Here is a 23336-nt window from a genome sequence, read left to right on the forward strand (position 1 = left end):
TAGGACATTTTGAAAATGGGTTGGTGTGAGATAATCTTTGAATTTGAATAGGCGGCTTCGGCCGTCCTATTTTTTTTGAATAAAAGCATATAAATTAAAGGGAAATGACAATCCATTGGTGAAATAATTAAATGAATATTCAAACAAAGGGGCTGGTTTTGATGATTTCTCCGTTAACACCATTGGACTGGAAGCGCCGGGCGGTGAAATATTATCCGCAAAAGGTCGCCGTCATCGATGGCGAAAAGGAATTTACATATCGTGAATTTGGCCGGCGTGTTGACCAGTTGTCTTCCGCATTAAATCAAGCAGGTATTGATCAAGGCGACCATGTTGCGGTAATGCTGCCGAACACGCATTATATGCTTGAATGCTTTTATGGCATCTGCCAGCTTGGTGCGGTCATGGTTCCATTAAATTACCGGCTGTCAGCGGAGGATTTAGAATATATCATCCGTCACAGCGATGCGAAAATGTTAATTGTTGATGCGGAATTTAGCGCACCAATTGAAAAAATCGTCGATCTTCTGTCTCTCGAACAAATCGTCATCGTACCAGTAGAGGGACATGAAAGTTCATTAAATGGTGTCTCTTATGAGGATTTTCTTGAACATGCTGGTGAATCATTTCCCGAGGTGGAAATTGATGAAAATCAGCTTCTCACCCTAAATTATACGAGCGGTACAACATCCAAGCCAAAAGGGGTCATGCTGACACATCGCGGCAATTACCTGAATGCGGCCAATTTCCTATATCATCTGAACGTTCAGCATGATGATGTCTATCTTCATACATTGCCCATGTTCCATGCCAATGGGTGGGGAGGTGTCTGGGCAATCACAGCAGCAGGAGGCACCCATGTCTGCTTACGTAAAGTAGACCCGCCGCTTATTCTTGATTTGTTTGAAAGCAAACAAATTTCCTTATTATGCGGTGCACCGACAGTGGTCAACATGCTTGTAAATGATCCCCGGGCCAAGGAAGTCGAGATTAAGACTAGCCCAAGAATGGCGACTGCAGGGGCTCCGCCGGCAGCTGCCCTCATTCATAAAGCCCAAGAAATTCTTGGCTTAAATATGATTCATGTCTATGGTCTGACAGAAACATCGCCATTTATTCTCTATTGTGAATGGAAAAAGGAATTTGCGGAAATATCTGCAGATGAACAAGCGACAATTAAGGCAAGACAAGGAATTGAGCTCGCCTTTAACGGGGAAACAAAGGTTGTTCGCCAAGACGGTGAAGAAGTTGCCTGGAACGGGAAGGAATTGGGAGAAATCGTGACCCGCGGGAATGTCGTCATGGAGGGATATTACAAGGATCCGTTTACGACTTCCGCGGCAATCAGGGATGGCTGGTTCCATACCGGTGATTTGGCTGTTACCTATCCGGACGGCTATATCGAAATCCGCGACCGTGCCAAGGACTTAATTATTTCCGGCGGAGAAAATATTTCTTCCACCGAGGTGGAGGGTGTCCTCTACAAGCACCCCGATGTTTTGGAGACAGCGGTCATCGCCATCCCGGATGAAAAATGGGGCGAAGTGCCAAAAGCGATTATCGTGTTGAAGCCTGGGGCGACGGCAACGGAAGCGGAGATCATTGAATTCTGCCGTGTGAAGATGGCACATTTTAAAGCTCCGAAAGCAGTGGAGTTTGTCGATTCCTTGCCAAAAACCGCGACAGGGAAACTGCAAAAATATCGGTTAAGGGAAATGCACTGGTCAGGACCGAAGAGGGTTAATTAATTATGTTGTTGCGGATTTCCTATTTTTTCATCAAATGAGTATATCTAAAGTACTACCAGCAGCCCTTGTATCAATTTTTTCATAGGACTAATTCATTGAATATTCTAAATACAATTGACCTCATAATGTAAGCGGTTTATCATTGAGGTAAATATTGGTTTCATGTTACTGGATGATACTAGGCATGGAAAACAAAGCGGGATTGACCCACTTCGTTTTCTATGCCTTTTTTTCATAGAAATCTAGAATGGCCAATATTTTGTTCGTAAATCAATTCTATTTGAAGGAGGAGTAGTGAGGGATGAAAGGTTTAAAAAGGTTGAAAAGGGCACTGGTTGTTTCTTCCGCATTGCTGTTATGTATTCCAGGTGTACAGGGCGTGCATAAGACGTCAGCAGCAAGCAATGTCACTTTGTCTATTAACCCCACACCGCAGGAAGCCAAAATAACGGATCAAGGCTTTCCGCTGACACCGAAAGTGGGAATCGTTACCGGGAAGAAAACCGATGAACAAGCATTTAAAGAGGTTGTTGGCGCCCTGAAAGCTGCGGATGTAAAGCAAATCATTCAATATAACGCCGGCGAAAAGGTTACAACACCCGTCACGATTTGGATTGGCGGCCCTGCCGAAAATCAAGACTCCCAAAAAGTGTTGGAGCAAATGGGAATTAAAGGTCCAGATGCCTTGAAGGATGAGGGTTATGTCCTGGCATCAAGCAGCAAAGGTAAAAATCAGATTGTTCTGGCTGGAAAAGACACGACAGGCACTTTTTATGCAGCAAAGACATTTAAACAAATCATCCAGGAACAAAAAGGAAGAGATCGGTTTCCGGGGGTAGAAATCCGTGATTGGCCTGACATGGCCATCCGCGGTTCGATTGAGGGATTCTACGGACCACCTTGGACACAGGAGGACAGGCTGAGTCAGTTGGATTTTTACGGTGACAATAAACTCAATACGTATATTTACGCGCCCAAAGATGATCCATATCACCGAGACAATTGGCGTGAACCCTACCCAGAGCAAGAAATTGCGAAATTAAAGGAGCTCATTGATCGGGCAAAAGAGAATCATGTGAAATTTACGTTCTCCCTATCTCCAGGTAATTCCATTTGCTTCTCGAATGACCAAGACTTTGAATTTTTGAAAAAGAAGATGGAAAAGGTGTGGGATTTAGGTGTGCGTTCCTATGCCATTTTCCTGGACGATATTGATTCGAGTTTAAAGTATCAGCAAGATAAAGATAAATTTGGAAAGGACAAAAATCCTGTCGCTGCAGCACAAGCTTACTTGTTGAATCGTTTTACGAAGGAATTTATTCAAACCCATCCGGGTGCCGAGCGGTTAATAACCGTCCCGACGGACTATGCCGGTAACGGGCCGACACCTTACCGTGATCGGTTTGCCGAATTACTCGATAAAGACACGATTGTGATGTGGACCGGTGAGAAGGTCGTATCGGAACAAGTCACTTCCGAAGAAGCCAAACAGGTTCAAGGCGCATTTAACCACGATATGTTATTATGGGACAATTACCCGGTTAACGATTATGATCGCAACAGCCTGTTTATTGGCCCAATCGTAGGACGTGATGCAGATTTATCCAAACAAGGAGTCCTTGGGATAACGGCTAATCCAATGAACGAGGCAGAGGCTTCCAAAATACCATTGTATACCATTGCCGATTATACTTGGAACGGGGCGGCCTATAACCCGGAAGAATCGTGGAAGCGCAGTATTCAATCCTTTGGCGGGGATGGTGCAGATGCGTTAAAAACCTTTGCTGAAAATACCTACTCTTCACCGATTAATAAAACGGAGTCGCTTACACTCACTCCATTGATTGATGGGTTTTGGAAAGCTTATGTATCCAATAAAAATCTAGATCAAGCTGCATCAAACTTGATTGGGGAATTCAAGAAATTGCAACAGGCTCCGGCAACTCTTCAGCAAAAAATGAAGAATGACAACTTTCTGCTGGAAATCAAACCTTACAATGAAAAATTGAAATTATATGGTGAGGCCGGCGAAGCGGCTGTTCACTATCTAACAGCAGAAAAAGAAGGGAAAACCACTGAGGCAAAAGCGTACAAGGATAAACTGATTACATTGTTCAATCAGTCTGAACAAATTCCGCAAAAAATCGGACAAGGCGTCATCAAACCCTTCCTTGTAGAGAGCGTTTTAGAATTGCCGCCGTTATCATTAACCTTAAAACCGGAAATAGATGCATTCTGGAAAGCGATTGATGGAAATGATGGAGCTCAAGTTGCAGAACAGTTGATGGCTGAATTTGATCGGCTTCGGCAAATTCCTGAAAATCTTCGGAAAGAAGGCAGCAGCGAGGAATTTCTGATTTCCATTAATTCATATCTGCAAAACCTTAGGGTATACGGTGATGCGGGGTATGTTGCGGTTCAGTACTTAATGGCCCAAAAAGAGGGCAAGGCAAACGAAGTAAGTGCATTAAAAAATCAATTAAAAACCTTAATGATTCAGGCTTATCAGATGCCGCAAGAAATCGGAGAGCAGGTGGTCAAACCGTTCTTAATCGAATCCATGTGGAGGAATCGCCATGTCAGCGAATATCGAAAGTTAGACGGTGTAAATAGAGGTCGCGGTGCCGGTGAACTCATTCAGTACACTCCTGCTCGTGGAAAGACGACCGGAACTAATATTTGGGGATACGAAGTAACGGTAGTCGATGGCAAGGTCGTTCAAAGAGGGGGCAATGATTCCGTCATCCCTGCTAACGGATATGTATTAAGTATCCATGCGAACGATTGGCTGCGGGACAATACGACGATTGGGACCACCATCCAAATCGAGGATGGGATTGTGCTGATTATTGCACCATAGCGAATTTTGGGGTCAGTCCCCCGGTAAGCCAAAGCTTTAACGCACCAGGGGACTTACCCCATTTTTAAAAAACTCGGCACTCAATGGGGGTGCCGAGGTTTTTTACAAAATAGGCGATAAAAGACGTGAGATGGCCTCTTTAAACTTGATAAACATGGAGCGCTCTTTATATTTTCCCATTGTCAGTTGAGAGCTATCATGACAATCTTGCAGGAACAAATCACTAAGCTGTTTAGCGACTTTTTCATCGTATATTACGGCATTCACCTCAAAATTTAATTGAAAGCTGCGTTTGTCGATGTTGGCAGTCCCAACAGAAGCCACTTCCTGATCTACTACAATCGTTTTTGCGTGGATGAATCCCTTCTCATACAAGTAAATTTTTGCGCCGTAATCGACCAGTTCACCAGTGTATGCCAAGGTTGCCCAATAAACTATGGGAAAATCCCCTTTACTAGGTATCATAATTCGTACATCAACACCTGAAAGCAAGGCAATTTTGCATGCATCCATAAAACTGGCATCAGGAACAAAATACGGGGATTGGATGTATACGGTTCTTTTAGCCGTCATAATCAGTTTAATATACATATTTTTGATATGTTCCGTTTCAGAGTTTGGTCCGCTTGTAATGATTTGAACAGGACTATTCCCTTCTGGTTTTTCCATTGGTACAGCATAGGGCTCAAGGTTCAATTTATTCTTGGCAGCATAATTCCAGTCTAAAAGAAACCTTCCTTGTAATTGATTCACCGATTCACCTTTAATTCTTAGATGGGTGTCGCGCCAGAAACCGAATTTTTTATCCAAGCCCAGGTACTCATTTCCGATATTAAAGCCGCCGATATAGGCAATCTTTCGGTCAATGATGCAAAGCTTTCGGTGATTCCGGTTATTTATGCGAAAATTGATCAATTTTAGAAACGAGGGAAAAAAGGCCTCGACTTCACCGCCATAATGAATGAGTTCTTTAAAAAAACCGGGAGAAATCCTTTTAGAACCAATTTCGTCATAGAGTACCCGGACCTTGACGCCTTCTTGCGCTTTTTTTGTCAGTTCATCGCGCAGTCTTTTTCCAAGGGAATCGCGCTGAATGATGTAATATTGCAAATGAATCTCCTCTTGTGCATTTTGAATATCTTCAAACAATGATTGAAATTTTTCATGACCATCACTGAAAATCTCAATTTCATTGAACATGGAGAGTAATGCATTGGAGGAGTTCAAGTTCATCAAGAGCAAATCCGAATGTTTTATTAGCAGCTTATGGTCGAAAAACCTCCTGTTTTGCAGCTGATGAATTTGTTCGTCTACAGTTGATTGAAGATAGTTTCTTTCTTCAGATGATAAACGGTAAAAATTCCTCTGTTTTAATTGCCTTCCCAGGAACAGATAAACTAAAAATCCCACGATTGGAATAAAAAATAGGACCATCAGCCAGGCCCATGTAGAACCAATGTCTCTTCGTTCTATAAACACAACCACACCCGCAAGCACAATATTCCCGATGAGAACAATGGTTACAAGCAGTGTCGTTACATTTGTCACATCCATACGAAAATATCTCCCCTTATTGTTAAAAGTCTCCTAGTAAATCTTACCTGAATTGGGTGGACTTTAAAAGGAATATGACGGTTACCAGATTGTCGCGTTTTTGAAAAATTCACCTAAAACCTTTTCTAAAGAGGAAGTAACGGGGAATGATATAATGGAGATGAGTCTTTTGATACATGGGCTTGTACGAAAAAGTTGAAGTTTTAATGACTCGTAACATGGAGGAATCTATATGAAACAAATGAAACCGCCGAAAAAACCACTGATATTCTATTATGGAGTAATATTGGTTATTATTTTACTGTTAAATTCGTTTATTTTTCCCGCCATCTTTAATCACTCCGTCAAAGAAGTGGATTATGGAACATTTTTAAACATGGTGGAAGAAGGCAAAGTAAAACAAGTAGAAATCGAAAATAACACAATTATGTTTAAGCCAACTGATACGAGTGAAGCTAAGATTTACAAGACAGGAACCATCGATGATCCGAAATTGGTTGATCGCTTGCATAAAGCGAATGTTAAATTTGCTAAGGTGATCCCAAAAGAAACATCCCCGCTGTTAAATTTCATTCTATCTTGGATTCTTCCACTGCTGATTTTCATAGCGATTGGTCAATGGCTGATGAAAAAGATGCAAAATAAGATGATGGGCGGCGGCGGTATGATGTCGTTGGGCAAAAGCAATGCCAAGGTTTATGTGGAAACCCAAACAGGGATTACCTTTAAAGATGTTGCCGGTCAAGATGAAGCAAAAGAAGCACTGCAGGAAATTGTCGACTTCCTTCATAACCCGAAAAAATATAAAGAAATCGGCGCAACTATTCCAAAGGGTGCCTTGTTAGTCGGCCCTCCAGGAACAGGGAAAACTCTTCTTGCAAAGGCAGTTGCGGGGGAATCAAAGGTTCCGTTCTTTTCCATGTCAGGTTCTGAATTTGTTGAGATGTTTGTCGGGATGGGTGCCGCAAGAGTAAGGGATCTATTTAAGCAAGCGCAAGAAAAGGCGCCTTGTATTGTTTTTATTGATGAGATTGATGCTATTGGTAAAAGCCGTAATTCGGGTATGCCTGGCGGAAATGATGAGCGGGAACAAACGTTAAATCAGCTTTTAACAGAAATGGATGGATTTGATGCCGATAAAGGTGTCGTTATTCTGGCAGCGACGAACCGGCCTGAAACACTTGATAAAGCACTATTAAGACCTGGCCGTTTCGACCGGCGGGTTCCGGTTGAATTACCTGATTTGGCAGGCCGAGAATCGATCTTGCGCGTTCATGCGGAAAAAGTAAAGCTAGCTGATGATGTGAATTTTAATATGATTGCGCGAGCCACTTCAGGAGCATCAGGGGCTGATTTGGCGAATATTATTAACGAAGCGGCACTTAGGGCGGTTAGGATGGGCCGTAACAAAGTAATGCAAAATGATTTGGAAGAGTCCGTTGAGGTGGTCATTGCCGGTTATCAGCGAAAAAATGCGGTTATTTCCATGAAGGATAAATTAACCATCTCGTATCATGAAATTGGACATGCACTGGTAGCAGCGAAACAAAGTCACTCGGCGCCGGTTCATAAAATTACGATTATCCCCAGGACGTCTGGGGCTTTAGGTTATACGATGCAAGTCGATGAGCATGAAACGATTCTCATGACGAAAGAACAGGCATTAGATAAAATTACTACCTACATGGGAGGACGTGCCGCCGAAGAGGTTGTTTTTAAAACGGTCACTTCAGGCGCCTCGAATGATATTGAACAAGCGACAAAGATTGCCAGAGCAATGGTCACACGGTTTGGGATGAGTGAAGAATTTGATATGATGGCGCTGGAAACAGTGAACAATCCATATCTAGGCGGCGATACATCGCTGATGGTGTCGGCAGAAACAGCCGCTAGAGTAGATGCGGAGATTCTCAAGATTATCAAATCTTGCCACCGGAAGGCGATTCAGATATTGGAGGAAAACAAAGATAAATTACACGAACTAACCAAGTACCTGTTAGAAAAAGAAACGATCAGCGGTGAGGAATTTATGGCGATATTAACCGGGAAACTGGAGTCAAGCGTGAACCTTGATAAGTAGAGTTTAGGGACTCATATACGTTATTGTTATCTATGATACAGGGTCTATTTGGTCATGTAGAATGCGGCTCCGTGACCGTTTTTAGTGTTTTAAATCTTCGACAATTATGCTGTCTTTTATAAATGCCAGTGGTGGTGAGAGTGACTGTTATTCGGTTGCTTCTCAGTGCCACTTGCCATATAAGTGGGCTAATTTCCGTGGCAGTATGTAAACCGGTACCTTGTTTCATGGCTAACCATATCTGCAACGACATTATTGAATTGCTTCTTCTGGAACCCTTGCAGGCATAATTTTAGAATGGTTGCTTTCCTCAATATATAATGGAAAAGTGGGGAATGATAGTTTATCGAAGGAGTTGTTTGTAGTGGCACAATCATTAAAAGGAAAAGTTGCGTTTGTAACTGGTGCTGGAAGAGGAATTGGCAAGGCGATTGCGATTGCATTAGCAAATGAAGGAATAAATGTTGGTTTGCTTGCAAGAACAGAAGCTGCTTTAAAGGAAGTGGCAAGTGAAGTTGAAGGTTTGGGAGTTAAAGTAGCGTATGCTGCAGTTGATATTTCATCCTTAGAAAAGGTAGATCAAGCCATTGAAAAATTGACAAACGCGTTGGGCTCGGCGGATATTCTAATAAATAATGCCGGAATTGGAAAATTTGCGACTCTTTTAGAAATGGATCCAGAGGAATGGAAGAAAATCATTGATGTCAATATAATGGGTACATATTATGTAACACGTGCTGTACTTCCAAAGTTAATCGAAAAAAATGGCGGTGATATTATTAATATTTCATCGACCAATGGGTTGAACGGGGCTGCTACATCTAGTGCATATAGCGCATCTAAATTTGGAGTAATTGGTCTAACTGAATCATTAGCACAAGAAGTCCGTAGAAATAATATCCGGGTGACGGCCCTAACTCCTAGCACCGTAGCTACAGAACTGGCTGCCAAAACCAATTTAATCGCAGAAAACGATGATGAAAAATATATGCAACCTGAAGATATTGCTGAATTTATCGTTTCCCAATTAAAATTACATCCACGAGTTTATATCAAAACTGCAAGCCTTTTAGCAACTAACCCATTCTAATAAAATTCGAAGTCGGTCCATGCTGACTTCGAATTTTTTTGTCTTCTAGCAATTGGATTTGCAATGATTCTTTTTCATGATTGGCATGGAAGTAAATATACTCAAACCTTATCTATTAGGCAATAACTCTTAAATTCTAGTTTCTTTGTCGTTTCAAGCTGAATCAATTCTCCATGTTTCAAATCAATCCTTTTTGAAAATAAAGGTCCATCATATACAAAGGTATGATATTCACCTGATTCGCCCATTGGACAAAAAAGCTTCTTTTGTACATCTTGCAAAAATGAATCATCGATGATTCTCCCAAGCCACGTTTCATCTAATACATCTTCTCGCACACGAATAACTACTGCTTCATAGCCGGAATGGACAAAGTGTTCCAGTGCTTGTAAAGCAACTTCCTTCTTCATCCATAGAGGGTACAAGGCATCGACTCCCGCAGTGGCGGCAACTTTTTCGCCCCACTCCCGGTGTCCATCCAAATAGAGATCTCCAAAAGCAATTCCTGTAATTTTTAGGTGATTTTTCAAGGCGTGTACTGTTTTGTTAAATTGATCTGTGTAATTTTCGTATGTACATTCTATAAAATGAACGGGGATAGATAGTGATTCTCCTTGTAATGTAATCATTTCCGTACGTTCTCCATGACCAAATGTTCGACCGATTTCTTTTGGCACAGTGGTAACTAGGCATACGACATCATAGCCTTGTTGAATAAGAGTGTCTAATGCGATGCAACAATCTTTTCCGCCACTCCAAGATAAAGCAATTCGTTTTTTCAAGATTGATCATCCTTATAAAATATATTTTTACTGATTGGAATATTTTAATTTTATCATATCATTGATGGCAACACTCAATTAGGAACTAAAGGAGTAATCAGTTTAATCTTCTAAAGTAACATAAAACAACAACATTTGGAAAAAATGTATATGATACGGTCATTAATAGAATGAGGTGACAGCATGAATCCCTACATCGAGGTCAGAAGTGTTTCTAAGATTTTTGGTAATAATTCGAAAGCAGCGATTGATCTATTGAAACAGGGTAAGACCAAAAAGGAAATTTTAAAAGCAACAGGACAGACAGTTGGGGTAAAAAATGTTTCCTTCGAAATTTATCCCGGTGAAATTTTTGTCATCATGGGTTTATCCGGAAGTGGGAAATCCACCTTAATCCGCATGTTTAACAGGCTGATTGAACCGACAATCGGAGAAATACTGATAGAGAATGAAGATATCGTGAAGATGAGTGAGGCAAGACTGAGGAAAGTAAGACAGAAAAAGATTAGCATGGTGTTTCAAAACTTTGCTTTATTTCCTCATAAAACGATTGTGGAAAATACGGAATATGGGCTGGAAATCCAGAAAGTTCCTGTTGAACAGCGCAGGAAGAGGGCATTAAGTGCCCTTGAGGTAGTCGGGTTAAAAGGGTACGAAAACCAGTTGCCTAAACAATTGAGCGGCGGTATGCAGCAACGGGTTGGACTAGCTAGAGCACTTGCCAGTGACACGGATGTGATTTTGATGGACGAGGCATTCAGTGCGCTCGACCCGTTAATACGGAAGGATATGCAGGATGAACTGCTGGATATTCAAGAAAAATATAAGAAAACAATTATTTTTATCACCCATGATTTAGATGAAGCACTGCGCATAGGAGACAGGGTTGCATTAATGAAGGATGGCAGCATCATTCAGCTGGGTACACCTGAACAAATTTTGATGAATCCTGCCAATGAATTTGTCGAGAAGTTTGTCGAAGATGTAGATTTAGCGAAAATATTAACGGCCTCCCATGTGATGAAACGGGCAGAAAAAATTGGTGTCGACCGAGGTCCGCGAGTAGCATTGGAAATTATGCGGAAGCAGGGATATTCCAGCATCTTTGTCGTTGATCGCAACCGGAAACTTTTGGGCGCCATTACCGCTGAGGAAGCACGGCAGGCCATTGAGCATAATCAAACCATTGCCGATGTCATGACAACTGATATTCCAATTGTCTCCGGTGAAACATTACTGACGGATCTAATGGATGTGATGTCCACATCCAGTCTGCCAATCTCGGTTATCGATGCAGAACATCACTTAAAAGGAATTGTCATTCGCGGCGCCGTTATCGGGGCTTTAGCAGGAAATAAAGATTCCTTGAACGATTTGGAGGGTGAATGAGATGAATGTGCCGAAAATCCCTTTAGGAGATTGGGTAGATGTACTGGTCAAATGGGTAACCATTGCCTTTGCCGGATTTTTCGCCTTTTTAACCACCGTCATCGAGTCCCTATTAAATATTATCGTGGACGTATTAAGTGTTGGCCCGCCAATCATCTTAATCATCATTTTAACACTGTTAGTTGCCTATACCAGCAGATGGCCGTTAGGAATTTTTACGCTTATCAGCTTACTGTTGATTGATAATCTCGGCTATTGGGAGTCCAGTGTTCAAACCATTGCCATTGTTTTATTATCAGGATTACTTACCATTATTATTGGAATCCCTGTTGGAATTTGGAGTGCTCAAAGAAATACAGTGCATCGAATTGTGACGCCGATTTTGGATTTTATGCAGACCATGCCAGCATTTGTCTATTTAATTCCATCGATATTATTTTTCGGTATTGGGGTCGTACCGGGAATTATTGCCTCGTTTATTTTTGCGATTGCGCCAACGATTCGGATGACAAATCTTGGCATTAAGGAAGTCCCCAATGATTTAATTGAAGCAGCCGATGCCTTTGGGTCCAGTAACAGCCAAAAATTGTTTAAGGTTCAAGTACCAATCGCTACACCAACGATTATGGCCGGGGTGAACCAAAGTATTATGCTGGCCCTTTCAATGGTGGTGACGGCTTCATTAGTTGGTGCACCGGGGCTGGGGGCAGATGTTTATCGGGCTGTCAGTCAAATTGACGTGGGACGAGGATTTGAAGCGGGATTATCGATTGTGTTTATTGCCGTTATCCTCGACCGGATTTCGCAAAACTTACGAAATCCGGTCTATGAGAATATGATCAAGAAAAAAATTGTCTTTTCCATTTTAGCGGTTCTAATCATCGTTACCGCTATTGTGACAGGCATTACAAAAGAAACAGCTGTAAATAAGGATGACAACAGCATTGGGGCTCAAACCGACTATCGAATGATCGGGATTGAACCTGGTGCAGGAATTATGGCACAAGCGAATAAAGCCATCAAAGATTATAAGTTGGATAATTGGCAGCTGGCAGAAGGATCATCCGCAGCTATGGTCGCGGAATTGAAAAAAGCTTATGATCATAAGAAACCAATCATTGTTACCGGCTGGGCTCCACATTGGATGTTTTCCACCTACGATTTGAAATTTCTTAAAGACCCAAAAAAATCCTTTGGTGCGGTGGAAGAAATTCATACAATCGTAAGAAAAGGACTGAAGCAGGACGCGCCAGGTGCCTATACCATACTCGATCAATTTAACTGGAAACCAGCTGATATCGAAAAAGTGATGGTCGATATTAAGGACAGGATGGATCCAGCCGATACAGCGAAAAAATGGATTACTGCCAACAAGGATAAAGTGGCGCAATGGACCAATGGTGCCGAAGCAGGTAATGGGGAAAAGATCAAACTTGCCTATGTGGCGTGGGATACAGAAATCGCTAGTTCCAATGTCATCGCTCAGGTTCTAAAGCAAAATGGCTATGAGGTAAGATTAAGCCAAGTGGAGGTCGGACCGATGTTTGCCGGTGTGGCCAACGGTAGTGCCGACGGTATGGTAGCCGCCTGGCTGCCAAGTACCCATAACGAATATTATAAAAAATATAAAGATGATTTCGTGGATTTAGGGATTAACCTTAATGGAACAAAGAATGGGTTGGTTGTACCAAAGTATATGGATATAGATTCCATTGAAGATTTAAAGTAAATTACTGGGGTTTTTAAATTATTCGGTGGCAGCTAACTTTATAAATAAATTTAATAAAATTTCTTCCGTCTTGTACGGCGAAGCAATTTACGAACACTTCGGGGAACAACCTGGAATATTAACTTTGTCTATAGAATGGGGTTTACCATTTTTGGTAAACCTCTTTTTATTTTGTGGGGATATTATATTAAGAAATAAACAAATTAGTGAAGTGGGTGGGTGTAATAGATGTCGCGAAACGGTTATCGGTTATTTACCATAATTTTTTTAAACTTGGTCATTTTGCTATTGTCATCCTGTAATCAATCACAAAGAAAAGAAGTTAGCCCAGAAAATAAAGTTCCACGCGAAGTATTAGGCTTTTACACAGAGCAGGAAGGAAGTTATCCAGGGTCTCAACCTACTGTTAACTCGCAATTCACGAATTTAAGCAGCATTGCGCCCTTTTGGTATAAGCTTGATGATAAGCGTCCAGGCAGTCTTATAGATTCCGTGACAGCAGATCATAAGAGAAAGGTTATTCAGAGCGCTCATGATAATCATGTGAAGGTATATTTAGTTGTCCACAACCTCTTTTATGAAACCCTGGAGAAGGGCAAACAAGTGGCGAGTAGTGTCATCAATAACGATAATAACCGCAATGTTTTCATTCAGAATTTACGAAATGAAATAAATCAGTTCAGTTATGACGGTATTAATATAGACATGGAAAATTTGTATTTGGATGACCGAGATTCCTTTAGTCTGATGATTAAAAAATTGTCTGATGCGCTGCATCGTGATGGGAAGGTAGTGACCGTTTCAGTCCCAGCAAACACAGGTGATTCGCGGGCTAATCCGTGGTCACCCTGGTTTGATTATGCAAAGCTTGGTCAATTTGCAGATGGGTTAATGATCATGACCTACGATGAACACAACGCAAAAACAACATCCGGGTCAACAGCATCGTTGGATTGGACAGAAACAACGATTCGTTATGCTTTGGATAAAGGAGTACCACCATCAAAAATTTTACTCGGTATCGCTGGTTATGGTTGGGACTGGGACACAACAGCGAACAAATCCGTTTATAGCTCATATACACTATTAATGGAGCATAAAGCAAAATATAAAGCTGAAGTTTTATGGGATTCCCGTTCGAAAACACCTCATTTCAGTTATTTAGATGAAAAAAACCATAGCCACCAGGTATGGTATGAGAATGGCAAAAGTCTCCGGGTTAAGCTAAACCTGGTGGAAAAATATAATTTACAAGGAATAGGGATTTGGCGACTCGGCTTAGAAGATCCTTCGTACTGGACGGTCATACCTGAGAAAATAAAAGTAAAAAAATGATGTTGAATGTTAAATGTTTGAAATACATTGCAAAAACTGCGCCCAATTTTTAAATGTATCTAACATAGTATGGCTGCAACAGTGTTGTTCTAAAGGAACGAAATGAATTATAATAACAACATTGAATGTACTAGAATATGGAGGGGAAACGATTGAAATTTCCAAATGATGCTGATGGGGATGCTTTACGTAGTCTATATAAAGAGGGACTGGATTTTAAAAAACAACAATCAGTGGAATTTTTTGTTGCCGTGCCTGATAAAGCAACAGGTGAAAAATTAGCGCAAGTACTAAAAGGAGAAGGCTTCAATTGTTTCCTAGAGCAAGACGACGAAACAGAAGAGTGGTCATGCTGCAGCTCTAAAAGAATGCTCTTAAATTACAATGAATTAATTAAAATTCAGAGTAAATTAGATAGCTTAAGTAAACCACACGGTGGTTATTCTGATGGTTGGGGCGTATTTGTAGATTAAATTGTGTGAATCTAGGGGATTATTATGGATAAAGGTGCCAGGATCATTCTATTTTGGTCCTGGCACTTTTAGTTTTCAGAGTCTGAAATGACGGAGAAGGTTGTTAATTAATTTAAAAGTATCAGTAACTTTTTTGGGGTTACTGATACTTTTTTTAGACCTGTTATAATTTAGTATTCAGATAACCCAATCCACCCGATAAATAATGGCTGATTATCTATCACCGAGTTTGAGGATATGTATGTGAAATCTTCTAGGGACAGCTGCTGGTTAGAACGCAATCCAATTAATGGAGCGTGCCTAGCATTTTTTTTGTTGGTACTACCTTATTATTCAATCAGTATTTCATGGACATATCATGTGAAGTAGAGTAGAAAAAGCAGGGAGTAAAAATTTGGGTGAATCGGAAAAGGCTAAACCAAATGGTAAACACTTAGTTCAGCCTATGTCAATTGAGTGTCTATCGTTGTATTCCTGGATATTGCCAGATACCTGATGCTCTTAGAAGATCACGATAAATAACCAGAATTTCATCTTTTGTTACTTTGTGGGCTTCTTCTATGGTTGGATAATCTAAATAAGCAACATTTGTAAAAGCTCTCTCACTATTACCTGCATTCATTTTATCGTAATAGCTGCTGGTTTCCTTAAATATTGTGAGGGCTCTTCTCACGTGGCTTGCACTTGTCACTAGTGTGACATCCTTAAGACCATCTTTTTCTAGGATTGCCGTTGTAAAGAGGGCATTTTCCACTGTGTCTGTTGATTTATCCTCCGCTATAATACGCTTTTCATCAATTCCGTTGGAAATGAGCCATTCTTTCATTAGTTTAGCTTCAGTATTACCTTGTTTCGGAACTCCGCCGGTAACAATGATTTTTGAATTTGGGTATTTGTTTGCAACTGCGAGACCTGCCTTTAATCGTTCAATCAATGGCTCTCTCATCGTCCCGTCATCCGCAAGGGCATATCCAAGGATCACGATTGCATGATTTTTCTGTGGTAAATTTTTTGGAACGGTTGTGTTTAATTTTTCTTTCAGGATTGCGTCTGCTGCTTCGAATTTTTGAAGATAGTCTTTTGTTGTATGAGCGTCAATCTGCTTTAGAGTGGAGATTGATTTTTTATATGTATCCTCATCCCCATTAATTTTTGAATAAACTCCGTTTAGAAGATTTGCATTGAAATTTAGCGGATCCAGATTCAATATCTGCCTGTATGTCTTTAGTGCTTCAGGGATTTTTTTCTGGATAATTTGCGTCGATGCAAGCGAGAATTTAAGATCCAGATTATGCGGATCGAGAATGGTTGCTTCATTATAAGCAGCTTCGACTACGTCATATTTTCCTTTAAGTGTAATTCCTTTGAAAATCTCTTCTTCCGCCTTTTTGAGGTCCCCTCCATGCCAATAATAATACATCGCAATTTCTTCAAGTTGTTTTAGTCGATTAGAAGTTGGTTCATCCGTTTTGATAGGGGCAATTATAGGATTCGGATTCGTTTCTTCGGCAGTCTTTACATCTGCAGTCGCAAAAGCCGTTGAAACAGTTAAGGTTCCACAAATAGCAAAGATCAGCCCTAATTTACTTTTCAACTTTATCAAGTTATTCTCTCCCTTACAGAATCTTTTGACTTCTATTATAATTTAGTGTTTATAAAGAGTAAACTATATAACTAGAAGTCCATACCAATTGCCTAAACGGAATATTTTTAGTAGGAATTTAATAATGGGTGAGATGGCACGAAGTCCTGTTTCTGGTTTTTACCGTGAAACTTTAATTGTTAACATAACATAGATTATATGGCTAAGTTCGCTGTGGGACTAAATCCATTATTTATTTACTCAGATAAAAATAGACGGTTCTCTTCCTGCTTTAAAAAAGAAGCAAAAGAACCGTTCTCTTGCTTCCTCTTAAACCAGCGACTTTTTTTCCCCTATTTCCTTAAGACCAGCGCGGATCATGAGAAAAACGACTATCCACGAAGCAATTATCAAAAAGGCCTGTCCAAAGGGAAACATACCGGTTATAGGAGTATCCCATAATGCATGCATCAACACGACTAAGAAAAAGACCCGTAAAAATTTAAATTTAACTAACGTATTCAGCTTAAAGGGATGGTCCCCTTGTACCCGGCAAAACGCGGCGCCTGTCAGAGCGGCCCAGGCAACATGCCCGCCCGGAGCTAAAAGCCCGCGCAAAAGGATTGTGGTATAAAGATTTTGGGCATCCCCGGACATGAGCGACCTTAGAGCATATCCTGCCGTTTCAAATGCAGCAAATCCCGCTCCAACGGCTGACCCAATGAGCAGTCCATTAAGAATATACCTGTATTTTCGGTAGCGGACAAAACTAATGACCGTGATTGCTTTGGCCAGCTCCTCGGCAATTCCAATCGTAATCGGATTGATCATATTTTTCAAAATATCAAAAAACACAAGCGCGGCTAACATGGAGAGAATCCCGCCAATCAACACGACATAAATAATCCGGTAAATGGCTATATTTTGCGGAGCATTCATCTCCCAGAAGAAGATTAATGTTGTCAACGGGACCGCAAATGCCCCAACAATGATAAGTCCTGGGATAAAATTTATATTTCCAAAATAGTTGACGCCTATGTAAAATCCTGCGAATGCTAGAAGCGCAATAATAAACACCCTTGCAAAAAGCCAAGGTTTGGGCCATGTATCTGTTACTTCCGAAATTTTAGGCGTCGTAAGCGCCGTCCCTACGATAAATAGCCGCTCAGCCTCCAATTCGCTATGGTTTCGGAAAACGCGGGAAAATACGTTTTGAAATTTTGGTTCAATCGAACGTTCGAATCTCGGGACCATGTCTACATAATGGGCAAACTCATAAAAAAAGCTGTTTTCATCCTCTTGCGTGTTATTCTTAACAAACGTTTCACCGCAGCTAATACAGAACTTTACTCCATCCGGATTTGTATAAACACATTGCGGGCATTTCAATTAACTTCCCCCCACTTGATTTTATCGATAAACACATTGGCGCTTTCCATCGAATCATTTTGTTAATTAGTCCAGAGGTGGAAATTTTTGAATCGGAAATTCACTTTATGCATGGATACCAATAATGTATCCTCCAAAAATGAATAGCAACCTCAAAAAGAGTATGCCCAACTATTGGAAATATAATTGAAAAACACATAGATACACGTGGTGGATTAGGATGAAATATTGGAACTCCAGACATTGTTGGTCCTATTTTCTCAATAGGATTGATTATATTTCAAAGGGTAAAGCACGGGGGACCACATAGATCATTTTGTATGCTCAATTTTGGGTGCAGCTTTAACTAGGAGACAAGGTCAGGGCGGAGAATGAAAGTGAATAAACATGAATTTAAGGCTAACTATATAAAGAGTTAATCTAAAAAAAGGTGATGACTTCGATGGAGCTATATAAAATAACTAACATGATTATAGATGACGATTTTGCTGTAGATGAATATGTGACTGCTGAATTTATATACATGCATAAAACATATAGTATGACATTTAAAAAAGCAGACCTTGAAATCATCAATTCCTGGGTTTTTGAGGATAGTACCTCATTTCCAGCATATGTACCAGAAGTAGTAGTCGAATCAATTAGAGAAGAGGTCAAAAAAAGAATCTAGGCTTCTGATCGCCATCGACAAAGGATTTTTGGTGTGAAGTTTTGGTAACAAAGATGATGAAAATAAGGTACCCTGAAAGGACACTACACATCTTGTAAGTTTAAATGATTGGATTATTAAAATTGTGGCCATATATCCTTGTTCCGCTCTCTTTTCAAAAATTGACCTCCTAGTTCTTCTGTCGTGAATTTTGGGAAAAATGTCCTTTACATTTCAGGAGAATCACCTTAAATTTTAAATAGTAAAACAATTTTAACTGAGAGTAAAGGTTTTGGGAAAAGAGGTCATATTAATTTTTTCCTATCAATTAAAGCATCCGTGCTTAAAAAAATGAAAGGTGTGAAAAAAATGAAAGAAGCTATTGCTCGCATGGGGTGTATCACTTCCATTCTTTCTGGAATCCTCCTGGTGTGCGCCCATTCTTTAAATCTTGTGGCTGGAGAATTTGAACACATTTTCGGAACCTTTCTTGTTTTTGTAGCCCATTTACTGCTCGTTTTTGCTTTTTTCGGATTGTATTCTTTTCAAGGGGAAAGGAACGGCTTGCTTGGTTTTTTTGCTATGATTCTAGGAAACATCGGAAATATCATTGTTACAGCGATTGTTTTTGTGGAAATTGCACAGGCTTCAGGTGAAAAGGTTGACCATGTTTTTACGACAGCTGTTACTGAACCCATTTATACGTTTGGCCCGCTCCTGTTTGTTTTAGGGATGATATTGTTGGGAGTATCGATGATTAGGGGTAAGGTATTTCCGAGGTTTTCGGGATATCTATTATTGATTGGTACCATAGTGTTTGCTGCGGCAAGTGTTTCAGGCGACAGCCAGAAGATAGTCGAGGTCATTGGCGCTCTTTTTACTGGAGTTGGATTTATCGTATCTGGATTAAAATTCAATGAATTGAAGCGACCCTCCGAATAAACTCGGTGCCTGGCACCACCCGGAGGTATTCGATTTTAGGCATGAAGGAGAGGGAGATATGAACTTCGAGATGCAAAAAGCAAATATGCTGGCTGAACATATAAATGATTTTATTCACTATGTCCAAAGAAGCTATCAAACTAAAAACATCCTTTATGCAAATAAAGATAGAATATATCAAATAAAACTCTGGATGGAGGAGTTCAAGTTTCAAATAATAGCAGATGAGCTCCTGAGAATAAATCAGTTTTCTTGGGATGAAAAGTACACGTTTTATTTAGTTGACCAATTCCGACAGGGAATCAACATAATCGATGAATATGTAAACAATAATTACAACGAATTATTCCTCTTTACGGCTAGACTTTATACATTAAAGAACCTTAGTCAATTATTACAAAAGTGAGGCGCAGGTTTATTGAACATAAATATATTATGTAAACTTTAATCAAGATGCCTGACCTCTATTGGAGTATAGTGTTACTTCAATTAAGTATTTGAGAATGTAAAATCAGTGTAGCGAGAAAAGGCAGAGGGTGCTATCTGCTTTTTTCTGTTGTTAAAAGGTAAATAATAAAGCTTTGTTGAAGTATAAAGATATAGTAATGAAAAGAAAAATTCCACTTTTAGTATTTATTTTTGGGGGAAGTTTAATGGATATTATTGAAAAGGCCATCATTTTTGCCGCAAAAGCACATAAGGATCAGTCTAGGAAATCAACTGATATTCCATACGTTACACATCCTTTTGCTGTTGGAATGCTTTTGCAAAAGGCAAAGTGTTCAGATGAGGTAATTGCTGCTGGAATTTTACATGACACGATTGAAGACACTTCTACAACTTATGAAGATTTGATAGAACATTTTGGAGCTCGTATTGCCAAACTTGTACTTGCCGCATCGGAACATGATAAAAGCCTATCTTGGGAGAAACGAAAACAGCATACCATTGATATGTTGAAAGATGGATATTTAGAGGAAATCCAAATCATAACCGCGGACAAATTACATAATTTGAAATCAATCCATGCTGATCTTGAAGTGAATGGAGAAAAAACCTGGGAACGTTTTAACCGTGGTAAGGTTGACCAGCATTGGTACTACACCAGTATTGTAAAGGCGTTAAAACCAAGAAAAAATGAATTCAGCCTAATTCGAGAGCTGGAGAAGAAAGTAAAAGAGGTATTCGGTTCAATAGAGATCTTAACTGATGCTGAAATTTCTCTACTTTTTACCTGTGCCTATGGTAGTGATGGTAATAGTAGAATGTTAGAAAAACACAATCTAACGCATATTGCCGGTGAATTAGTAGCGGAAGCTGAACATATGTATCGGAATCAAAATGAAATAGTGACAACCAAATTGGATGACCTTATTTCGAGGGGTATCGGGTTCCAATCCAACTCAGACGGCCCATTGATACTCGCTGCATTTGGTATAGCATTGCAAAATAAAATGAAATGGACGGACGAAGAGCTATTTAAACATTTTAAGAGAAATGCGAAGAAATTATAGGCGATCGATAAAATCTGTGCCACAGTCACCACTCGGTTTTTGTTGTATGTTGTCGGATGTCAGTAAACTTCATAAATGAACGCACGGAGGGGAGACACTTTTACCTTTTTAAAAAATATAATGTTGGCTATACTTGTAATAGATTATGGTAGCATGAATTATTTTTATAAATGAGGGATTACAATGGGGAAAAAGGTAAACCGTGTTCCATATGAGCTTAATGCAGACGGGATTAATTCTTTGCCGATGGATGAAATAAAAACGATTTTGCGAGGGGCGGAAGATCTGATCATGAGTGGCGGCCGCGCCATGCTTGCCAAGATTCTTGCCGGATCGAAAGAAAAAAAGCTATTGGAGCTAGAATTGGATTACAGCCCTGAATATGGGGCATTTAAAGATAGTTCGCAAAAAGAAATCCTCGCAAAAATAGACTGGATGATTGTTCATCATTATTTAGCGATTGAATATGATTACAGACTTCCGCTACTGGTCTACACTGATAAAGGCTGGGAGATTGAACGGGAGACCTATGCTAATGAATTATTGGATAAGCTAATTTTTGCAGCTAAGAATGGTCAGTATGAATTTGTTGAATCACTAAAAGATCGTAACCGTGGAATGATCCTTTTATTATTGGACAAGATTGCGGACTCAAGTAATAAAGAGTTGATTACAATCTTGAAAGCATGGCAAGGGATTGAATCCAAAAAGGTCAGAACAAGAATCCAAGAAGTTATTGATGGATTGGAGATTATAGAAGATACCCCGAATTTAACACAGAATCAAGAAGTAATTTCATTTTCCGCAAATAAAAAATGGCTTTCTCTTCCTGAAGAGATACGCATAAAACTTGAACGAAATGTTTGGTGTGGTTCTTGTGGGGATGTTGTAAAAATTGAAAATTATGTTGTCAAAGAATCTTTCAATGGAATTCTGCTTCAAGGTAAATGTCATAAATGTGGAAATGAGGTAGTAAGAGTTATTGACTGAGAAAAACTTTTCAAATTTAACTCTATGGTTTTCATGATAAAAAAGGAAGGGACTTCTATTTTTGAAGTCCCATTGTAATCTATTTATTCACTTTTTCAATTTCTTTCAAAATCAATTCATAATCTATATCGGCAATCGCTTCATCCAAAAGGATTCGATTTTTAATATCACTAACTAATTTTAGTAATCTCTCACTTGCTTTTGTTAAATCTTCTTTTTTATGGAAGACAGAATATAAAGTTAGATCACGAAGTTTGAAGAATAATGGTATCTGTCTAATCCAATAGGGATCAATGTGATTCTCCTCGTAATATCCTTTTAAAAATTGTCTAGCAAAGTTTTGGGCGAATTCCGATCGTTCTTTCTTACTTTCAAGAGCCGTATTAAACCAAACAGCATAATAAATCGGTATCGCAATATCGCTGGCAAACCAATGATAGGAGCAATCATCGAAATCAAATACCTCAATTTTGCCATTTTCAACAAAGAAATTACCTGAATGGATATCAGAATGGATTAATCCATAAGAGTTAGGATCTTTTTCAAGTTGCTGAATTTGTTGAAGTAATGCTTTTCCTTTTTCGATGACCTCTTTATCATCAGTAGGAGCATATTTTTCAATTAAATTTAAGTCGTCCTCGTCCCATTCAGGTCGTTTGGTGATATGATCTGGTTTTTGATAGTTTTTTGTAGCATGATTCATTTTCCCAACTAACTTTCCCCATTGGTAAAACAATGTATCATTGAACTCTTCCGTTCGAACATTTTTTCCATTAGCCTTATTAAACAGGCAGGCGTAAAAGAATGTGTCTTCTGAAACTAGTGCTTCCACATAATTTCCATTAATAGAAGACATTGCACGGCACACATTTACCATTTGATTAGATAAAAAATTAAGCCAATCCAACTCCGATTCAATTTGATCCTTTGATCGATGGGAGCTGTGAGTTAAACGTAAGACAAAAGGGATGCCATTTCGATAGACCTCAAATGCGTAATTCTCGAAATCTCCAAGCTTTTTTGGTTCTTGTTCTGTTGCCGTAAATAATGATAAAGCTTTTTGTAAAAGCTCTTCCGTAAATAATCTTGATACCGATTCTTCCATGGTAAAGCCCCCATCTCTAAACTATTGTAAGAAAATTCTATAAAAATTCAGACATATCGTCAACACTTCTTACAGGGATTGGGGAAAATCGGAAATAATTGTTACCTTTTCGGAGGTGAGTGAAG

The 23336-nt window shown here is 39.7% G+C and carries 18 protein-coding genes; 13 read left to right on the top strand and 5 right to left on the bottom strand.

What is annotated here, in order from left to right; all coding sequences use genetic code 11:
- The first annotated feature begins 161 nt into the window (after window positions 1–161).
- The gene (locus ACFVSW_RS00685; protein WP_387311645.1) at window positions 162–1748 is read left to right on the top strand and encodes a long-chain-fatty-acid--CoA ligase; all 1587 of its coding nucleotides are present in this window, start codon (window positions 162–164) and stop codon (window positions 1746–1748) included.
- A gap of 301 nt (window positions 1749–2049) precedes the next feature.
- Window positions 2050–4608: a glycoside hydrolase family 84 protein gene (locus tag ACFVSW_RS00690; RefSeq protein WP_387311098.1), complete on the top strand. Its 2559-nt coding sequence runs from the start codon at window positions 2050–2052 to the stop codon at window positions 4606–4608.
- A gap of 102 nt (window positions 4609–4710) precedes the next feature.
- Here ACFVSW_RS00690 and cls read toward each other — a convergent pair whose 3' ends face one another.
- Window positions 4711–6162, bottom strand: a complete 1452-nt coding sequence (cls, locus tag ACFVSW_RS00695) for a cardiolipin synthase (RefSeq protein WP_387311100.1) — start codon at window positions 6160–6162, stop codon at window positions 4711–4713.
- A 232-nt stretch (window positions 6163–6394) separates the two neighbouring features.
- Here cls and ftsH point away from each other — a divergent pair, with 232 nt between their 5' ends.
- Window positions 6395–8242: an ATP-dependent zinc metalloprotease FtsH gene (gene ftsH / locus ACFVSW_RS00700; protein ID WP_387311102.1), complete on the top strand. Its 1848-nt coding sequence runs from the start codon at window positions 6395–6397 to the stop codon at window positions 8240–8242.
- A gap of 364 nt (window positions 8243–8606) precedes the next feature.
- Window positions 8607–9332: a 3-ketoacyl-ACP reductase gene (locus ACFVSW_RS00705; RefSeq protein WP_387311104.1), complete on the top strand. Its 726-nt coding sequence runs from the start codon at window positions 8607–8609 to the stop codon at window positions 9330–9332.
- 101 nt (window positions 9333–9433) lie between these two features.
- On the opposite strand, the gene ACFVSW_RS00710 is transcribed toward ACFVSW_RS00705, so the two are convergent.
- Window positions 9434–10114 (bottom strand): Dph6-related ATP pyrophosphatase, encoded by a 681-nt coding sequence (locus tag ACFVSW_RS00710; protein ID WP_387311105.1) that lies wholly within the window; start codon window positions 10112–10114, stop codon window positions 9434–9436.
- Window positions 10115–10297: 183 nt separating this feature from the next.
- Here ACFVSW_RS00710 and ACFVSW_RS00715 point away from each other — a divergent pair, with 183 nt between their 5' ends.
- The 4 genes from ACFVSW_RS00715 to ACFVSW_RS00730 all read left to right on the top strand — a co-directional run bounded on the left by ACFVSW_RS00715 (window position 10298) and on the right by ACFVSW_RS00730 (window position 15040).
- The gene (locus ACFVSW_RS00715) at window positions 10298–11503 is read left to right on the top strand and encodes a quaternary amine ABC transporter ATP-binding protein (RefSeq protein ID WP_387311107.1); all 1206 of its coding nucleotides are present in this window, start codon (window positions 10298–10300) and stop codon (window positions 11501–11503) included.
- Between the two features lies 1 nt (window position 11504).
- On the top strand, window positions 11505–13232 hold the full coding sequence (locus ACFVSW_RS00720; RefSeq protein WP_387311109.1) for a glycine betaine ABC transporter substrate-binding protein: 1728 nt from the start codon (window positions 11505–11507) through the stop codon (window positions 13230–13232).
- Window positions 13233–13460: 228 nt separating this feature from the next.
- Entirely contained in the window at window positions 13461–14567 is a 1107-nt protein-coding gene (locus ACFVSW_RS00725) for a glycosyl hydrolase family 18 protein (RefSeq protein WP_387311111.1), read from the top strand.
- A gap of 152 nt (window positions 14568–14719) precedes the next feature.
- On the top strand, window positions 14720–15040 hold the full coding sequence (locus tag ACFVSW_RS00730; RefSeq protein ID WP_387311113.1) for a ribonuclease E inhibitor RraB: 321 nt from the start codon (window positions 14720–14722) through the stop codon (window positions 15038–15040).
- A gap of 460 nt (window positions 15041–15500) precedes the next feature.
- Here ACFVSW_RS00730 and ACFVSW_RS00735 read toward each other — a convergent pair whose 3' ends face one another.
- Complete coding sequence (locus ACFVSW_RS00735) at window positions 15501–16643, bottom strand: ElyC/SanA/YdcF family protein (RefSeq protein ID WP_387311115.1); 1143 nt, start codon at window positions 16641–16643, stop codon at window positions 15501–15503.
- Between the two features lie 309 nt (window positions 16644–16952).
- Window positions 16953–18011: a PrsW family glutamic-type intramembrane protease gene (locus tag ACFVSW_RS00740; RefSeq protein ID WP_387311117.1), complete on the bottom strand. Its 1059-nt coding sequence runs from the start codon at window positions 18009–18011 to the stop codon at window positions 16953–16955.
- 442 nt (window positions 18012–18453) lie between these two features.
- Between ACFVSW_RS00740 and ACFVSW_RS00745 the strand changes: the two genes are divergently transcribed.
- The 5 genes from ACFVSW_RS00745 (at window position 18454) to ACFVSW_RS00765 (ending at window position 22106) form a co-directional block, all read left to right on the top strand.
- Window positions 18454–18681 carry a hypothetical protein gene (locus ACFVSW_RS00745; RefSeq protein WP_387311119.1) on the top strand — a complete coding sequence of 76 codons (228 nt, stop codon included), beginning with the start codon at window positions 18454–18456 and terminating at the stop codon, window positions 18679–18681.
- 348 nt (window positions 18682–19029) lie between these two features.
- A complete protein-coding gene (locus ACFVSW_RS00750) occupies window positions 19030–19602 on the top strand; it encodes a DUF4386 family protein (RefSeq protein ID WP_387311121.1) in 573 nt (190 codons plus the stop codon).
- A gap of 58 nt (window positions 19603–19660) precedes the next feature.
- On the top strand, window positions 19661–20008 hold the full coding sequence (locus tag ACFVSW_RS00755) for a hypothetical protein (RefSeq protein ID WP_387311123.1): 348 nt from the start codon (window positions 19661–19663) through the stop codon (window positions 20006–20008).
- Window positions 20009–20255: 247 nt separating this feature from the next.
- Entirely contained in the window at window positions 20256–21116 is an 861-nt protein-coding gene (locus ACFVSW_RS00760; RefSeq protein ID WP_387311125.1) for an HD domain-containing protein, read from the top strand.
- Between the two features lie 183 nt (window positions 21117–21299).
- Window positions 21300–22106 carry an RQC-minor-1 family DNA-binding protein gene (locus tag ACFVSW_RS00765; RefSeq protein WP_387311127.1) on the top strand — a complete coding sequence of 269 codons (807 nt, stop codon included), beginning with the start codon at window positions 21300–21302 and terminating at the stop codon, window positions 22104–22106.
- Window positions 22107–22185: 79 nt separating this feature from the next.
- Here ACFVSW_RS00765 and ACFVSW_RS00770 read toward each other — a convergent pair whose 3' ends face one another.
- A complete protein-coding gene (locus ACFVSW_RS00770) occupies window positions 22186–23211 on the bottom strand; it encodes a phosphotransferase enzyme family protein (RefSeq protein WP_387311129.1) in 1026 nt (341 codons plus the stop codon).
- Window positions 23212–23336 lie beyond the last annotated feature (125 nt).

It is taken from the genome of Neobacillus sp. NPDC058068, from assembly GCF_042885335.1.
Classification (GTDB): domain Bacteria; phylum Bacillota; class Bacilli; order Bacillales; family Cytobacillaceae; genus Neobacillus.

Coding starts and splice junctions, on each gene's coding strand:
- ACFVSW_RS00685 (WP_387311645.1), top strand. CDS start 162: ATGATTTCTCCGTTAACACCATTGGACTGGAAGCGCCGGGCGGTGAAA.
- ACFVSW_RS00690 (WP_387311098.1), top strand. CDS start 2,050: ATGAAAGGTTTAAAAAGGTTGAAAAGGGCACTGGTTGTTTCTTCCGCA.
- cls (WP_387311100.1), bottom strand. CDS start 6,162: ATGGATGTGACAAATGTAACGACACTGCTTGTAACCATTGTTCTCATC.
- ftsH (WP_387311102.1), top strand. CDS start 6,395: ATGAAACAAATGAAACCGCCGAAAAAACCACTGATATTCTATTATGGA.
- ACFVSW_RS00715 (WP_387311107.1), top strand. CDS start 10,298: ATGAATCCCTACATCGAGGTCAGAAGTGTTTCTAAGATTTTTGGTAAT.
- ACFVSW_RS00720 (WP_387311109.1), top strand. CDS start 11,505: ATGAATGTGCCGAAAATCCCTTTAGGAGATTGGGTAGATGTACTGGTC.
- ACFVSW_RS00725 (WP_387311111.1), top strand. CDS start 13,461: ATGTCGCGAAACGGTTATCGGTTATTTACCATAATTTTTTTAAACTTG.
- ACFVSW_RS00745 (WP_387311119.1), top strand. CDS start 18,454: ATGGAGCTATATAAAATAACTAACATGATTATAGATGACGATTTTGCT.
- ACFVSW_RS00750 (WP_387311121.1), top strand. CDS start 19,030: ATGAAAGAAGCTATTGCTCGCATGGGGTGTATCACTTCCATTCTTTCT.
- ACFVSW_RS00755 (WP_387311123.1), top strand. CDS start 19,661: ATGAACTTCGAGATGCAAAAAGCAAATATGCTGGCTGAACATATAAAT.
- ACFVSW_RS00760 (WP_387311125.1), top strand. CDS start 20,256: ATGGATATTATTGAAAAGGCCATCATTTTTGCCGCAAAAGCACATAAG.
- ACFVSW_RS00765 (WP_387311127.1), top strand. CDS start 21,300: ATGGGGAAAAAGGTAAACCGTGTTCCATATGAGCTTAATGCAGACGGG.
- ACFVSW_RS00770 (WP_387311129.1), bottom strand. CDS start 23,211: ATGGAAGAATCGGTATCAAGATTATTTACGGAAGAGCTTTTACAAAAA.